The 15,979-nt window shown below is 46.6% G+C and carries 10 protein-coding genes; 2 read left to right on the forward strand and 8 right to left on the reverse strand.

Annotated elements, in window-relative coordinates; genetic code table 11:
• The 8 genes from ACYVAA_RS06120 to ACYVAA_RS06155 all read right to left on the reverse strand — a co-directional run.
• A partial coding sequence (locus ACYVAA_RS06120; RefSeq protein ID WP_460539549.1) for a polysaccharide deacetylase family protein occupies positions 1-673 on the reverse strand: 673 nt, incomplete at its 3' end.
• A gap of 536 nt (positions 674-1,209) precedes the next feature.
• Entirely contained in the window at positions 1,210-1,980 is a 771-nt protein-coding gene (locus ACYVAA_RS06125) for an SGNH/GDSL hydrolase family protein (RefSeq protein ID WP_460539551.1), read from the reverse strand.
• Between the two features lie 224 nt (positions 1,981-2,204).
• The gene (locus ACYVAA_RS06130; RefSeq protein WP_460539553.1) at positions 2,205-3,896 is read right to left on the reverse strand and encodes a DUF885 family protein; all 1,692 of its coding nucleotides are present in this window, start codon (positions 3,894-3,896) and stop codon (positions 2,205-2,207) included.
• A gap of 97 nt (positions 3,897-3,993) precedes the next feature.
• Positions 3,994-5,406: a TolC family protein gene (locus tag ACYVAA_RS06135; protein ID WP_460539555.1), complete on the reverse strand. Its 1,413-nt coding sequence runs from the start codon at positions 5,404-5,406 to the stop codon at positions 3,994-3,996.
• Positions 5,406-6,782 (reverse strand): HlyD family secretion protein, encoded by a 1,377-nt coding sequence (locus tag ACYVAA_RS06140; RefSeq protein ID WP_460539557.1) that lies wholly within the window; start codon positions 6,780-6,782, stop codon positions 5,406-5,408. Before ACYVAA_RS06140 ends, ACYVAA_RS06135 begins: the two co-directional genes overlap by 1 nt.
• A gap of 6 nt (positions 6,783-6,788) precedes the next feature.
• A complete protein-coding gene (locus ACYVAA_RS06145; protein WP_460539559.1) occupies positions 6,789-8,420 on the reverse strand; it encodes a peptidase domain-containing ABC transporter in 1,632 nt (543 codons plus the stop codon).
• Between the two features lie 677 nt (positions 8,421-9,097).
• Positions 9,098-10,261, reverse strand: coding sequence for a mannonate dehydratase (gene uxuA / locus ACYVAA_RS06150; protein WP_460539561.1), 1,164 nt, complete (start codon positions 10,259-10,261; stop codon positions 9,098-9,100).
• A 10-nt stretch (positions 10,262-10,271) separates the two neighbouring features.
• Positions 10,272-13,178, reverse strand: a complete 2,907-nt coding sequence (locus ACYVAA_RS06155; protein WP_460539563.1) for a glycosyl hydrolase 115 family protein — start codon at positions 13,176-13,178, stop codon at positions 10,272-10,274.
• A 796-nt stretch (positions 13,179-13,974) separates the two neighbouring features.
• On the opposite strand from ACYVAA_RS06155, the gene ACYVAA_RS06160 reads away from it, so the two are divergent.
• Positions 13,975-15,015: a LacI family DNA-binding transcriptional regulator gene (locus ACYVAA_RS06160; protein WP_460539565.1), complete on the forward strand. Its 1,041-nt coding sequence runs from the start codon at positions 13,975-13,977 to the stop codon at positions 15,013-15,015.
• A gap of 182 nt (positions 15,016-15,197) precedes the next feature.
• Entirely contained in the window at positions 15,198-15,950 is a 753-nt protein-coding gene (locus ACYVAA_RS06165) for an SDR family NAD(P)-dependent oxidoreductase (RefSeq protein WP_460539567.1), read from the forward strand.
• The last annotated feature ends 29 nt before the right edge of the window (positions 15,951-15,979 follow it).

Consider the following 15,979-nt stretch of genomic DNA (forward strand, 5'->3'; position numbering starts at 1 on the left):
GGTAATCCAGGTATTCCTCAAATAAAGCAGTAGGGGTGTTTACCCAAGGGTGCTCGATATCGGGAACCCCGTGCAGGGTGAGGACAACGATCTTTCCATTCTTCGCCTCATTTAGGGCGGCCATGATTTCGTCCTTATTATCTTCCTTGGTGGCCCAGCTGGGAATCAGGTAGGGGTGGTCTTTTTCCGGATCATAGGCCCTCTTGCCTCCGGCACGGGCAAAATCATAGCCCCGGGCTTCCAATACCTCAAAACATGCCTCGCTGATATCATAGGCCGGATAGGCAAAGCTGGAAGGCTTAGGGATGCCCAATGAATCGCATTTGTCTTCGATATAGGCCAACTGTTCATTAATTTCAGCTTGGCTGAGCCTGTCCACATGGGCATGATTGCGGGTATGGTTGGCCACATCAAAGCCCATCCTGTCCAAGGCCTGTATCTGCCTCCAGTTCATGTATTTGCTGCTGTCGGCATAATTGGGGGGAAATTCACATACATAAAAAGTAGCATTGAAACCATGCTGCTTGAGCAAAGGGGCCACTACCGAATAGTGGCTGGCAGGGGCATCGTCAAAGGTCAGCACCAGCAGTTTGTCAGGGATGGGTTTTCTGAGGACTTGGGACTGGCAGGCCAGGGGAAGATAGAAAAGGAGTAGGTAGAGTACTTTTTTCATAGGTGTTTTCGGGTTGTTTCTGGTCAAGTTATTTACTTAAATCTGTAAATGGGATTACAAATCCCAGATATATGGGTTCGGGATTGCAAATCCCGAACAGCTCGAGACAAAATATTGTCCACAGATAAAAAGAATTAACACAGATGTATGCTGAAAGAATCACGCCATCTGTGTTTATCTGTGTCCATTTGTGGTTAATTTTTTATTCAGTTGTGCCAATCCTCCGCGGCGGACGGCACAGCTAAAGCAGGGCTTTAAGCTCTGGTCTCTATCATTAGAGCTGAAAGCTCTGGCTTACTTAGTCCCGCGTCGCAGCCGACGGGACAATAGAGGTATTTGTGCGGAACTTGAAACTTTTATTCCATTCTATTAAACTTCGGCCCTTCAGCCTGAGGTCACTGAGCATGTGTTCACTGAGTCAGTCAAAGTGTCGAAGCATCGAAAGGCAGAAATCGCCAGATGTAGAGCTCTCCTTACCCTGTCTTGATTGCTCAACTAAATCACCAATAATTAATAAACCTAGTAACCTAAACCAATCAGTTAAGGGCTTTTAGGATGTCTTTTTCTGCTTCTACCCAGACCTGATAACCCTCATCATTGAGGTGGGTGCCGTCATGGCTGAATTTTCTGTTCATTAGACCTTCCTGATCCACAAATCGTTGGTGTAGGTCAATGACCTCAATATATTTCTTTTTCTGAAATTTCCGGATCATCCCATTGACGGTCAGGATACTTTTCTTTTTGCCCTCATTGGAAGTGGGGAGGACGGTTTGAAGGTAGATTTTTGTATCAGGCGATCCCTCATGCAGGCGCTTGGCAATTTTGAGGATGTTTTTGCCTACATACTTTGCCGATGGGATTTTATGTTGATAAATAATATTGGCCCTGCTTTCTTGGTCCTGGTGGAGGTTGGACAAGTCATTGGTGCCGATAAGTAAGAATACGGCCTTGGGTTGAAAATGGATGATTTCGTCTAGCCTGGCCAAAACCCCATCAGTAACATCCCCGGCGATCCCCCTGTTTTTGATATGGGGCATGTCAAATTTTTCGCTCCAGTTTCTCCCCTGCTCGGTAATGCTGTTGCCTATAAAGACGATATCCCCAAAATCCAAGGGGGCTTCCTTGAAGGAGTGGATGCGGCTTTGATAGTGGTTGACCGTCCATTCATTATGGTAAGGGGTGACCACCTTTTCTGTGGGGTACAAAGTATTGCCCGCCTGTTTTGTGAGGGGGCTGCAACCGCCGAAAAAGACGAGCAGCAGGATGGTCAAATAGGGCTTGGAATAGGAAATTAGGTTGTTTTTCATGGTTTGTTTTCTTTAAACTAAGAGAGGGATTACAAATCCCTTATAGATGTGGTCGGGATTGCAAATCCCGGGCAGCTTGAAAATCATGATTGGTGCACCACCTATCATATGGGATAGCAGCAAATCCCTTGATTTTAAGGTGTTTTTAGTCTGTAATAGATAAGCTACTGCATTTTCGGCCCTGTCCGTTGAAGTCTTTCGGGGCCTTTGCTGGACAGGTGTGGCTATTTTTCCAAAAAGTGCCAACTGGCCTTATGGTTTTTGGGAAGCGTTTCATCTTTGATCCTGGCCCTTAGCAGTTCCACAGGAAGGGTGTTATTGGCCATCACAAAGTCATGGAACGCTTTCTCACTGAGTTTGCCATGGTCTACCATTTCTGATTTGAGTGCATAAAACTGCAAGCCGCCCACCATGTAGGCAATTTGATATAGCGGGCCGTAGTTGCCTTCAAAAGACCTTCTTACCTCAGCTTCAGCATTGGCATATTCATGGCCTACCTTCTCAACCAAGAAGTCAATGCATTCCTGTGGACTCATCTGGCCCAAATGGTAATTGAGGGAAAAGATAATCCGGGCACAGCGATGCATTCTCCAAAACAACATGCCTACTTTATCCTCTGCATTTCTGGGGAAATCCTTGTTCCAAAGGTTCATTTCCCAATATAGCGCCCATCCTTCCATCCAAAAAGGAGTATAGAAAAGGCTACGATAGGCCTTGTGCCTCTGCATCATAAAACGCTGAAGATGGTGGCCGGGAATGATCTCATGATGTACCACGGCCCTCGAAAAGTGAGGGTTATTGCCTCTCATGCTCATGAGTTTTTCATCGTGGCTCATGCCAGAGGTAGGGTAGGATATCAGGATAGCCTCGCCTCCCAAAAAGAAAGGGCTTACCCGTTGGGCTTCTGCTGACAACATTTTGGTCCGCCATGTTTCCTTGGCCATTTCAGGAATGGTGATCAGGTCTTTGCTTTCTACGTATTCGCTGGCTTCCAATACCATGTCGCTGACTTCACCGGGCCATTCCCCAATGGGTACATAGGTGTTTTTTACATGCTCTAAGGCGGCTTTCCAGTCTTTGCCATACCCGAGCTCCTGTGAGGCTTTGAGCATCTCTACCTCACACCAGGCAAACTGTTTTTCCGCTTCTTCAATCAGTTCCTGAGCCGAGTAGGGAATAAATTCAAACTCCAGTTCTTTTTGGACAGCCTCGGCTCCGATAGGTTTGCCGATTATCCCGCTGCCATCATCCTTCACAATGGCATTTTCATAATGGCCTTTCAATGTTTCTGCGTAGTTGTCCAAGGATTTTTCAAGCTTTTCCCAAGGTGTTTTGGTCCACCAGGTGAAATCAGGATCGTAGTCAAAATAGAACGCGCAGGCTTCTGCCAAGGATTTTTTTAATTCCAGAATGACGGTGGCGGCCCTGTCAGCTTTCTGCCAACTGTTGAATGGCTTGGCTTTTGGGAGGGCTTTGATCTTTTGATCTAACGTTTCGCTGGCAGAGGAGAAACTTTTGGCAATGGCCATGGCATCCGGCCTGTGGGCAGTCCTTCTGAACCGGTAAAAAGCCTCCAATTCCTCCGCGAAATCAAGAACTCCAGCTACTTCCCGGAATTGCTTGTACTCGTTGAGATGGAAGTAAAGTTGCTTTTCGAGATAATTGCGAAAAGCAATATAATCGATTTTATCGTCAGCACTCAGCTCAGTGTAATCGATGGTGTGGAGCTGTTCCAGCCAACTGTCGTAAAAGACTTTCATCCTTTCATAATATTCTTCAGAGTGGTGGTTGGCGTATTTGCGGTTCAGGGCGGATCGGTCAGCCTGAAAGCTTATGATAGGCTCATAGAGTTCACTGGCGAAGGTCATTGCTGGACCAATAATGAGCGTTAAAAGTAAAAGAGCCTTTTTAATCATAGTATGTCGTTTTGTTTTGGAATAGAATAATAGGGCATGTAAAAAACATAAAAGTCAAGAATACGAGAATGAGCTGCAGGCACTTTCTCTTTAAAGCTTATGGGGCGGTTTCCGGAAGCAAGCGGTTGGTATAATACTGGTACTTCAGATAGGAAAGTTGTTGCTTGGTCTGTAGGTCAATGAATTTCAACTGGGCTTCCAAGAGTTTTTCCTGCCTTTTGTTAAGCAAAAATACCGAACTCTCACCTAGTTTGAATTTCTCGTTTTCCGCCCATAAAAGCCTTTCATAGCCTTCCAGGTTGTTGGATTGGTTGGTCAGCTGTGAAGTGATCAGGTCAATCTGCGCTTGACTGTTGGTAATCTTATTGAAGGTCGCCAAGCTTTTGTATTCCAGCTCGTATTGTTTTTCCAGCACTTTGATTTTGGACAACTGCACATCGCCTCGTTCTTTTCTCAGCAGCAGAGGAAAACTGAAATCAAAGCCCCATTTATAGTCATTTTGGTTGAAGCCTGGCAGCCCGTCCCCATCAGGGGTGAGCAGGGGCATGTATTTGAGCTTCAGCTTGGGGAGCAGCTTTTCCTGTTTCATTCTCCTTTCCGCTTCCAGTGCCTTTATCTGAAATTGGGTTTGCTGGATTTCTGGAAGCTGGTAAAGGGAGTCCATGGTCATGGATGTTGTCACAGGCGAAGCAATCACCTGTCCCAGTTCGTCGGGGTAAAAGTTGGCTGCCTGTACAGTGCTGTCAGCAGCACTGAGGTAGTTGTTGAGGTAATTGGAGGTGGCGGTAAAGCTGGCCATGGCTGCCTGAAGGAGATTGAGCCGGTCCTGCCACATGGTGTAGGCTTCCAGGGTGTCCATGGCTGTCTTTTCCCCGTTTTCGTAAGAAGCTTTGGTATTGTCAAAATAGGTTTTTGCCAGTACTACACTTTCTTCCACCACTTGGAGTGACTGATGACTGTTGGCCCAATGGAGATAAGCTTCCGCGGCATTGAAATAGAGCTCATTGCTTTCCAAGAATTGCTGTTGCTCAGCAATATTTGCAAAGGCTTTGGCTTTTCGGAGGGCCGTTCTTCTCTCGTCCATCAGCAGTCCCTGCAGGACATTGAGTTCTATCCCTGCATTCACCAGGCCATTGGCGGCGGTCTGGTTTTCAGGATTGAGGTAGCGTCCAACGTTTTTCTCATAGCCGGCCACCACATCCAGTCCTACTAGGGTAGGGACCCTCAGCTCGGAGGATAGTTTACGGTAGTACAGTTTATCCTCGTAAAGTTTTTGGTTGCCTGCTGCGCCGACCTCAGGGTCAAAGTTTCCTCGCGCTGTCCTTAAGGTGGCTACGGATTTTTGCAGGTTGAGCTGGGCCTTCATCGAAAGGGGATGAAAGTCCAGGACCTCCTTGATGTATCGCTCAAAAGAAAGCTGCTCCTGAGCTTTGGCAGGAAGTGTTCCTCCACAAATAAAAGCTCCCAAAAGCAGGAGCATACTTTGTTTTTTGAACCAGTTCCACTTCATTATTTGACGGATTTTAACGGGGCTTTGAGTTTCAATGGTTTGGGGGTTTCCTTTTCCGTGGCATAGTAATCTGCTGGGAATCCATTGAGCTGTCTCCATAATTCGTACCATAGAGGAACAGTATTCAACATCAGGAAAGTTTGTGAGCCTGTTCCTATGCTTAGTTTTTCGGGCCAGTTTCGGTCATTGGGATCTGGGGTGACCAATAGGCGATAGAAGCCGTTATCACTGATAAACCGGTCAATGGCCACCACTTGTCCGGTGAAAATTCCCGTGGATGCTTCAGGCCATCCGCTGATGACGATGGCAGGCCACCCGTCAAAGCGCAACCGGACCCTGTTGCCCTGTCTGATCAGTGGTAAGTCTTGCGGTTTTACATAAATCTCCACTGCCAGGTTGTATTTTTCAGGGACGATGGTTACGATATCCGCACCTTCTTTGATCAGCTCCCCTATGCCTTTTTTAATGGACTTGGTAATGTATCCTGCCTGCGGAGCAGTGATATAATAGAGGTTCCTCCTTATGCTATAATTGCTGATTTGGTTTCTCAGTTTACTGGTTTCTGCCTGTGTGCCGAATTTGGCTGAAAGCGCGGATTGTATATCGGATTGTGCCTTGGCGATCTTGTCGGTATAGTCTCTTTCCGTGCTGGCGATTTCCAGGTCCAGGTTCAGCAGCTCATTTTTTTGGTTGATCAGCTTATTTTGCTGGATGCTGACCTTGGCACGGGTTTCCTGAAGTTTTTGCTCTTTTTGCTGAAGCTCCGTAAGTGACTTTAGCCCTTTCTCATACAGCTCCTTGGTCCTCGCGTATTGGTTTTCTGCGATGTTCTGGTTGGTTTGGAAAGCCACCAGATCCATGCTGTCCATCTCTACCTTGTTTTTGGCCTGGAGGATTTTATTGTTCAGCTGCTGTTGCTTGAGCCTCAAAGCTTCCTGCAAGGCCTGGTGTTGTTGTTGGATGGCTTTTATTTTGGCCGTGTAGGAATCGGTGCTTTGCTCCTTGGCCTGGAGCTGTTCTTCCGTTCTTTGGATCAGTTCAGGGTCAAAATATTCACTTTTTGCATCAGAAATAAACACAATGGTATCTCCTTTTTCCACAAAATCGCCCTCTTGTACATACCAGTTTTCCAATCTTCCGGAAATGATGGATTGAATTGCCTGCGGGCGCTGTTCCGGAGAACGCGTGGTGACATATCCACTGGTGCTGATGTTCTGCGTCCACGGAAGGAACAGGGTGAGCAAAAGCAGCCCGGCAAGGATCATGGCCGTTTTTCTAGAAAACTTAAAATAGCTGGCCTTGTCCAGTTCATTAAGGGTTTTGAACCGGTGTTTCGCTATATGTTTGGCAATGGAATTTTCAGAAATATTTAACATAAGCCATCACAGGGTCAAGGTCATAGAACTGTTTTTTAGCCAATATTCGCCATCAGTAATGACCACTAGGGTCCATGGCTGCTGTTTATCGGTCAGGTAATTGATGATGGATTCTTGCTCCTCATGGGGGATATTGGCCAGGGGATCTTCCATCAGGAGCAGCCCAGGACGGTGACAGATGGCGCGTGCCAAATGGATCTTCTGGGTGATGCAGCGAGGAGTCCTTCTTCCGCCACTATCCAGGAGATGATCCAAACCATGTGAAAGGTTTTGGACATATTCTTCCAAGCCCAGGGCTTTGATGCTCTCGGCAAGTACTTCATCGGAAATTTCACGGCCCATGGTGATGTTTTCTCTTAAGGTGCCTTCAAATATCTGGTTGATGGACAGGACCATGCCCAAATTGCCATAAAGACTTTGTTTGTTGTATTGGTCGTAGGGAAGGTCGTTAAGGTAAATCTTCCCTTCTGTGGGGTGGTATATTCCTGCAAGCAGCTGCAAAAGGGTGGATTTGCCCGATCCTGTCTGCCCGGTGATGATGACCCTTTCGCCGGCAGGTATGGATAGGTTTAAATCCTTGAAAATAGGGGTAGGCCTGCCTTTGTGGTTGAAATGCACCTTTTCCAGGTGCAGGGAGCTGGTGGTGTGGGGAGTCATTTCTTTTTGGCCGCGATCTTCTTCAAGTTTCAGGTCAAGTACAAAGCCTATTTTGTCAAATGCGGTTAGGGTGTCGTAAACATTGTCCCAAACCCGGAGAAGTTTCTCTACCGAATTGATGATAAGGATGATGACGATTTCAGCCGCCACAAACTGCCCGATGTTCAGCTGCTGGTTAAAGACCAGCAGGCTGCCGAGAACCAGGATGCCTGCAGCCATAAATACCTTAAAACCTATGAAAGATTTAAACTGTTTGATGAGCACCTGAAAGTGGGATTCCCTGGCTTTGATATAATCGTAGGTGATATTGTCACTTTTATCGAGGTGAAAGATGGAAGGCTGGCTGAGCCTGAAACTTCTCCTTACCCTTCCAATTTCCTCCAGCCAATGGGCCAGTTTGTATTTGTATTTACTTTCCTGGAGGCTGGTCTCCAAGCCTATTTTTCCCGTAATCCTTACCAAAACATACAATGCCACTACCAGTACCAGCCCAATCAGAATGAAATAGAGACTGTATATGCCTAAAAGGACCATGCCAAAGAAGATCTGGAAGGTAGCTAATGAAAGGTCGATCAGGACTTTTGGTAGGGTCTTTTGCAAGGTAAGGGTATCAAAGAACCTATTGGCCAACTCAGGTGCGTGGATATCATCCAGCTCATCCTGGAAGATATTGGGAAAGCGAAAAGCAAAGTCAAAGGCGGCTCTGCCAAAAATATCCTGCTGAATGTTCTCTACTATCCGGAGTTGCATGACCTGCAAAACACCGGCAATGGTGATCCCTCCTAAAACAATAGTGACCAGAATAAACCAGGATGTGGATATCTCCCCCATTTGGAGAAAGTTGATAATGGCCTGTATCCCCAGCGGAAGGGACAGGTTCACCAGCCCGACGAAAACCGCATACACGTAGATATGGCGGATTTCCAAGCGGTAATTCTGCAAAAGTCTCCATAATCGCTGGTAAGGAGATAATTTGTTCATAGACTATTCAATAATAATTTTATCTGGCAGATAATTTCCTTAGGCTATTGCTGCTGGAACCATTGAGTCCCTTAGCCATTAGAACTCCTGGCCCAACATCTACTTGGGTGCATTTGTTGCAAAGTTGAAGTTAGTAAGACTAAGACAAATTATTCCAATTTAAAGTTTTGAAAAATACCGATTCTAATCAGATTCTAATTTGAGCAAAGGCAAACCTAATAAAATCAGCTAAAAAAAGACCGCCATTGATCAAAAAAAGCCTCCCTTCACCAGAAAGGAGGCTTAATCAATTAATAAACCCCAAATTAATAACCCATGATGAGATGGATGCCCTGGTCAGGGGAATCCGATCACCATGAAATGATATTTTTTTTGATCTAAAAGATTGTTATCCAGTGATTTGGCTTGTTCTGTTATACGATTCTTGTCCTATGCTCTAATATTCTTGATGAGTAATTAGAAATTATTTAACTATCCGAATTACAAGGTATTATGTTTGCTAGTGACTTGGAGAAGGACATCGATAAGGACAATACCTCTCCATAAAGGCGGTTTGTGAAATAAAATCTAGAGGCCTTTGTGAAACCTTTGGGGCCTCTGTGGTTAATTATGCTGGTCTTTTTTTGGTTGAATGTCAGTTGTCTATCCGTATTTCTCGACTTTTAGCTAGATCCCAGTTACCCATATGGTCCCAAAATCCCCATTTCCAGCCCTCTCAGCTCCGCAAGGCCTTTAAGCCTTCCTATGGCCGAGTAGCCGGGATTGGTTTCCTTTTTAAGATCGTCCAGCATTTGGTGTCCATGGTCGGGACGAAAGGGGATGGGCTTGCTCCTGGTTTGGTTGTAATCAACCAAAAGCTTCATGATCGCATACATGTCCACGTCACCGTTCAAGTGGTCGGATTCATGGAAATTGCCGAGAGAATCTTTTTTGACATTTCTCAGATGGGCAAAGTACACGCGATCTCCAACTGCTTTCAGTATTTCAGGCAGGTCATTATGTCCTCCGGCTCCCAATGATCCGGTGCAGAAACAGATACCATTGAAGGGTTTGTCCACCGCCTTGAGGATAAATTCCAGGTCATTCTTGCTGCTGGCGATTCTGGGAAGGCCGAGGATAGGGAAAGGCGGGTCATCGGGATGGATGGTCATTTGTATCCCCTCTTCCTCGCATACCGGGGCGATGCTGTTCAGGAAATGGGCCAGGTTCTCCCTAAGGCCTGATTTGCCTATGGATCGGTAGATTTCAATGCTTTCCTTTAGGGCTTCTATGGTAACGCCCCCTTCCGTAGGAACTCCCATCAGGATGATTTCACTTAGAGAGTGTTTCCTTTTAGCATCCATCTGTGCATGCCTTGCTTCTACCTGGGCAAGGACTTCCGGTCGGTAAAATGCTTCCGCACCTTCCCTTTGAAGGATTTTCAGGTCAAATACTGCCAGATCCACCCAGTCCAGGTAAAGGGCCTTGGCTCCATTATCCAAGGTGAGGCCCAGTTCTGTTCTCGTCCAGTCCAGGACCGGCATGAAGTTATAGCAAACCGTCTTGATGCCACATGCCGCAAGATTTTTAAGGCTCCTTTTATAGTTTTCTAGGTAATGTTCGCATTGGGCATTCCTGGTTTTTATGGCTTCATGGACCGGCACACTTTCCACCACAGACCAGTCCAGTCCGGAGCTGTTGATCAGTCCCTTTCTTTCCCGGATGAGTTCTATCGGCCAAATTTCCCCATGGGGGATTTGATGCAGGGCAGTGACCACACCTTGGGCTCCCGCCTGCCGGATATCCTGTAAGCTTACGGTATCATTGGGGCCGTACCAGCGCCATGTTTGCAGCAGTTTCATCGGTTTGTTTTTATCTCTTGTGTTGGTAAATTGTTTCTTTTATCAGTCCATATCCGGTATTGGCCTTATCCAGTTTGATCAGGATGTAGTCCAAAACGACACCGGGATCCATCCAGAAAACTTTGATGGTGTTTTTACCTTTTTGCAGGGACTGCCCCTGCAGCTTTTTGTGGGCCATATTGCTGAGCACGTTCAGTTTCCATTCCTCGCTTCTCCCTTGGGTTTTGAAATCAAGGACTTCTACTGGACCTTCATTGATGCTTACTCCGATCCTAAGCCTATTTTGACTGCTTACGGGGTGTGTGGGAAGGGCAGAAAAGGTGATCTCTGCTTCATCCAGATCTTTTGATAGGTGAAAGTCGTATTGGATGTGGGCGTTTTTGCTGATGTCTTCGGTCTGGCTGGCACTTTGTAGCGGGAAGGCCTGCAGGGAAGCCCCGGAGTGGCCCAGATGGTCTACCAAGGACCAATTCTGACCCTTTTGGTTGATCTTTTGGGAATAATTTTCCGCATAGACGATGACCAGTCCGTTACCTTCCACATGGTGGGCCTGGTTTTCCAGTTCTGTCCTAACGTCTGCCATTATTCTTATTTCAAAGGTCCGTATACCAGCTTGAAGGGTAATGCTGCCACTGTGTAGCTCTTCGTTAGTGGGAAGCTTTTCCCAGTCAATAGCTACCCAAACCCTGCTTTCGTATTCCTCGTTTTCGGCAGAAAGGCTGCCCTGTAGCTGGCTGACCTTGATCCAGTCTTGGGAAGGTTTAAGTTCCCAGGATATCTCCGAGTGGTTTTTTAAATAAATATCAAAGAAGTGCGGGCTTTTCGTCCAGGAGTTGAAGGCCAATTCCTGGGCTGGGCCTTCGGTAAACTGTCTTTCAAGGGAAATTCCCACATTTTCATGGGTGTCAGGAGGTGTTGATAATGCAATTTCTGGCTGGTGAAAGACGGGGAGCCTCCTGGGGGCCATGTCCATAATGTGCTGCCATTTTCCCTGGAGCAAATGCTTGTTATAGTATTCCGTCTCCTGTTGAATGGCTTCGTGGGCCGCTAGGCTTTTTTCTTTATAGTAACTGGCAGAAGCACGTCCTTCTTGATTATAGGCCAGGGCCTTTTTCCGGAAAAGATGCTTTTGGTTTATCAAAGAAGCCCCCTTGACGGGATAATAGGAAAGCTGGTAAAAAGCCGGGTACAGGCCTGATTTCAGACCTTGGCCTACAGCGTTAAGCTGGGTTTCCAGGGAATGATAGGCAGCAAGTCGCTGTTGGATTTCGTCTCCATGGACAAAAGGATCGTAGGCGGGGTCTTTTATCTCCGTGGTAGGCTCTGTCTGGCTCCAGGCCATAAATTCCGGGCGTCTTTCAAAAGCTAACCCATAGTATGTCCACATGGCCTCGCTGATGGACAAAGCTTGGGTACCAAAGATGTCGGCGTACCAGCTGCGGTGATGTTCCCGCACATGGCCAGGAACTTTAAATGGCACGGCCTGATAGGCCATGTCCAAAAATAGTTGGATATTGTATTCGTGGGGTTTGATATCGCCCACATTCAAAACCCAAATCTTATCGTTTCCAGTGGCATAGGCCTTCATCATTTCTTCCCGGATCAGGGCGGGGTGGGTAGTGCTCAGCCAAAGGTAATCGTGCGGCCTTCCCCAATAGGATTCATGGTAATACACACCGGAGCCCCCCGGTCTTCCATTTTCCTTGGGACCGTTAAGTCTCCGGATATAGCCATAGTTATCATCCGGCCAAATGATGGTCACATCTTCAGGAACCTCAAGCCCTGCATCGTAGATGTCCAATACTTCTTTGTAGGCGGTAAAAGCTTGCGGGATCTCGTTCCGGTCTTTGTCCAGCCCCTTTTCCAGCATCTTTCTTTGATCCTGGATGATCCCGTCCAGTAGCCCAACGGCTTCCTCTTTGCTTTTTACCCCCTTCATGCCGCTATCATGCACCCCTCGCATGCCGATAGTATAAACAGCTTCTACGCCTTTACTTTCCTTGATCCGACTATCCCAATAAGCAGACACCTGTTCTTTATTGGTGACATAATTGAAGTCGCCGTATTTATCATGGTCCCATTCGTCCACATTATTACGTAGCATGGGTTCTGCATGGCTACTTCCCAGGGTGATGCCATAAGCTTTGGCCATTTCCACATTGCCGGGGTAATGGAAAAAGGCCTTGGTGCTGGGGTGCATGGCCGGCCAGATAAAGTTGGCTTTTAGGCGGAGCAGGAGCTCAAAGATTTTGGCGTAAGTTTGAGGGCCGATGTCCCCTGTTTCCGGTTCAAAGGTTTTGGCGGCCCAGGGTTGCAAACCCCAGTCTTCATCGTTGATGAATATTCCCCGGTACTTGACCGAAGGGGAGGGGGATAAATAATGCAGGTCAAGAAGGGTGACTTCCCCTGTTTTTTCTACCGGGACATCCGCCCACCAGTACCATGGGGAAACCCCCAGGCGTTTGGAGATGTCGAATACCCCGAAGGCCGTGCCCCGGTCATCCGAACCGGCGATCACCAGGATGTTTTGCTTGGCTTGGTTTTTCGTTGGATGAAGGAGATAGCGTTCCCAGCTCCCCAATAGCTGTTGGATGCTTGGTGTTTTTTTGGGTATGAATTTTCCGATAAGGTCGGACCCGATTTTTCCGATTATAATGTTGTTGCTTCCCAGATCTTCGGCAGAGGTGCTGAGCAAGGGTTTGGTCCCCGTAACTTTTAAAATGTCCTCAGCGAGCAAGGAGGCGGAAATGGAATCCAACTGGCTGCCCTTGGGGTCATAGATGATCGTCATGGGACCGCCAAAAGTGAAAGATATTTCTCCGTTGTTGGGAGCGTTTTGGGCCATTGCTTCTGGGGGGAGACTTGGCACAAGGAGGTAGATCAGTAGGATGATTTTGGGAAGCTTGTTCAGGTTCATTGTTGCTTTTTCTTAATAGTAGTTGCCTTCTAACCGTTCACGGTTCAAATCGGGCCATCATTTCTTTCTGGTTTTATGTTTTCAACCATGTAAGGGCGTAGTGGTAATGGTATTGGATATAAAGCTCTTAAAAATATCTTTTCTTTGCAACCGATTTCATGAAATGATTGTTTTATTTTTTAGAAATATAGAGGGATTAGTCACTTTTAAGTTGTTTAGATTAATGGGGATACTTGATTTTGACGTAGTATTAAAGAAACGAAATGTTAAAATGAAACCCGTTTTGGCCTTTGGAGCATTCGGTTTTGGGACAGTTGATGGAGGCGTTAAGAAAATGAGCTAGCTCGCGTTGTGGAACAGCGAGATCCGCTCATTTTTAGCCTCCAGCAGCTGGTACAAAATCAAATTGAGTCAAAAGTACTTCTGTCGAAAACAAAATTTGCTCAATTTGAAGAATGCTCCATGGCCTAGATTTCCTGCCTCCCGCAGGCGAGGTTTGCCTACTTTTTCATCAATGGAAAAAGTAGGAAAGAGCAATAAAAGAAAGGCAGTATTGAATTTCAACACATGCAATATTGAGGATACACAGTTTTAGATTTATGTTTAATTAGCTGATGGATTTCGAATAGCATATATCGCAAATATTAATAGGAGTATAAATGGTGAATACTATGAAATCGGTTTCATTTTTGTTTTAGATCTTCCTATATTTCGAGCATTAACCCTTAAAAACAGCACCGGTCCTATTTGACCTTAAGGCTGGAACAGGTGTCATTACCCCTAAGCTATAGTAAAAATGAACAAGGAAGTAACGATCTATGATATTGCAACGGAGACGGGGGTGTCCCCCACTACCGTCAGCAGGGCCTTAAACGACCATCCAGCGGTAAATGGAAAGACCAAGCGCAAGGTGATGGAGATGGCCGATAAGCTGGGCTATCAGTCCAATGTTTTTGCATCCAACCTTAGGAGCAAACAGACCAATAATATCGGGGTGATCGTTCCCCGGCTGAACAGCCCTTTTCAATCGTCTGTATTGGCGGGGATGGAAAAAGTGGCCAATGAATGTGGCTATAACCTGATTATCAGCCAATCCCTGGAATCCTATGAGAAAGAAAAGGCCAATGTGAAAACCATGTTCAAAAGCCGCGTGGACGGTTTGCTGGTCTCTTTGGCGGGGAGTACCCAAAAGACGGACCATTTCAGCCCGTTTACCGAGAAAGGGATTCCTGTCCTGTTTTTTGACCGGGTCAGCTCAGATCCTGATCATACCGGAGTGATCATAGACAATGTCCAAGCGGCGCATGAAGCCACAGAACACCTTATTGCGCAAGGTTGCAGGAGAATTGTCCATGTGCTGGGCAGTCTGGATATCAATGTCTATGCTGACCGCTTAAAGGGATACAAATATGCCTTGATGGACCATGAAATCCCTTTTGAGAAGGGTAATGTGATGGTCTCTGGGCTGAGCGAGGAGGATGGGGAGAGAATAGCCGAAAGCCTGCTTCAGGCTTCTCCCAGGCCGGATGGGGTATTCGTGTCCAACGATACCTGCGCAGCAGGTTGCATCAAGGCCCTGAAGAAGCATGGGGTCAAGGTTCCTAAGGAAATAGCTGTGGTGGGTTTTAACAATGACCTTGCAGGCAGGTTAATAGAGCCGCAATTGACCACGGTGGATTATCCGGGATTTGAAATGGGGGAAGTGGCCATGAAGAACCTGATCAACAGGCTGGAGGATAAGTCCGGCAGCTATTTGAGCAGTACCAACAGGATCACGCTACGGTCCAGTTTGATTGTCCGTGAATCCTCTGTGCGGGTCAACGCCAAGCAAAGGTAATATCAGCTCAATGTTCTGAATTTACTAGTGCTTTGTTAAGCAGTTAAGCAAACAGCCTTGTCCCGCGAAGCGGGGCAGCTGTTTAAACAATTAACCCCGCCTAACCTATGTCACAAAGAAGTATATACCAAGCTCTCCAAGATTTTTATTGGTTAGCTAAAACAAAAACCAAAGCATAAACAATGGACCAACAGCATCATTTAAAAAATGCCATCGTAACAGGGGGAGGTTCCGGGCTGGGGCTGGCCACTGCAAAGAAACTTATCCAACAAAATATCAATACCATCATCATCGGGAGAAATGAGGAGAAGCTAATGGAGGCCCAAAAATCACTTGGGGAGCGCTGCCACTACTATGTGGAGGATCTGAGCCGTTTGGAGAATATCCCCGCCTTGGTGCAGAAAATCCAGAAGGAGCATGGATCAATTGACATTTTGGTAAACAATGCCGGGATCAATATGAAAAAAGAATTTCTGGAAGTGACCGATGAAGAGTTTTTCGGGATAATCCAGACCAACCTGCTTTCCGTCTTTGCCATCAGCAGGGAAGTGGCCAAGATAATGGCCCGTCAAAAAAGCGGCAGCATCATCAATATCAGCTCCATGGCCTCCCAATACGGTATTCCTAAAGTGATCGCTTATACGGCATCAAAATCAGCTATCGAGGGAATGACCAAAGCGATGGCCGTGGAGCTTTCGCCTTTGGGAATACGGGTGAACTGCATCGCGCCGGGCTTTATAGAAACGGATATGTCCGCGAAGGCCCTCAATAATGATCTGGAAAGAAAGCAAAAAGTGCTTTCCCGTACCCCCATTGGGTATTTGGGAAAGCCGCAGCATATTGCCGATGCGGTATATTACCTCTCATCGGAGGCAGCTGCTTATGTGACCGGAACAGTGCTTCCGGTGGATGGGGGGAATTCTATAGGTTTCTGATAGTCAGGTTTTAATAGCCGAAATCGGGG

It is taken from the genome of Echinicola sediminis (assembly GCF_054777495.1).

Bases quoted from the DNA above. Each gene is read 5' to 3' on its own strand.
- uxuA (WP_460539561.1), bottom strand. From the start codon at position 10,261: ATGAAACTGCTGCAAACATGGCGCTGGTACGGCCCCAATGATACCGTA.
- ACYVAA_RS06155 (WP_460539563.1), bottom strand. From the start codon at position 13,178: ATGAACCTGAACAAGCTTCCCAAAATCATCCTACTGATCTACCTCCTT.
- ACYVAA_RS06165 (WP_460539567.1), top strand. From the start codon at position 15,198: ATGGACCAACAGCATCATTTAAAAAATGCCATCGTAACAGGGGGAGGT.
- ACYVAA_RS06125 (WP_460539551.1), bottom strand. From the start codon at position 1,980: ATGAAAAACAACCTAATTTCCTATTCCAAGCCCTATTTGACCATCCTG.
- ACYVAA_RS06140 (WP_460539557.1), bottom strand. From the start codon at position 6,782: ATGTTAAATATTTCTGAAAATTCCATTGCCAAACATATAGCGAAACAC.
- ACYVAA_RS06145 (WP_460539559.1), bottom strand. From the start codon at position 8,420: ATGAACAAATTATCTCCTTACCAGCGATTATGGAGACTTTTGCAGAAT.
- ACYVAA_RS06160 (WP_460539565.1), top strand. From the start codon at position 13,975: ATGAACAAGGAAGTAACGATCTATGATATTGCAACGGAGACGGGGGTG.
- ACYVAA_RS06135 (WP_460539555.1), bottom strand. From the start codon at position 5,406: ATGAAGTGGAACTGGTTCAAAAAACAAAGTATGCTCCTGCTTTTGGGA.
- ACYVAA_RS06130 (WP_460539553.1), bottom strand. From the start codon at position 3,896: ATGATTAAAAAGGCTCTTTTACTTTTAACGCTCATTATTGGTCCAGCA.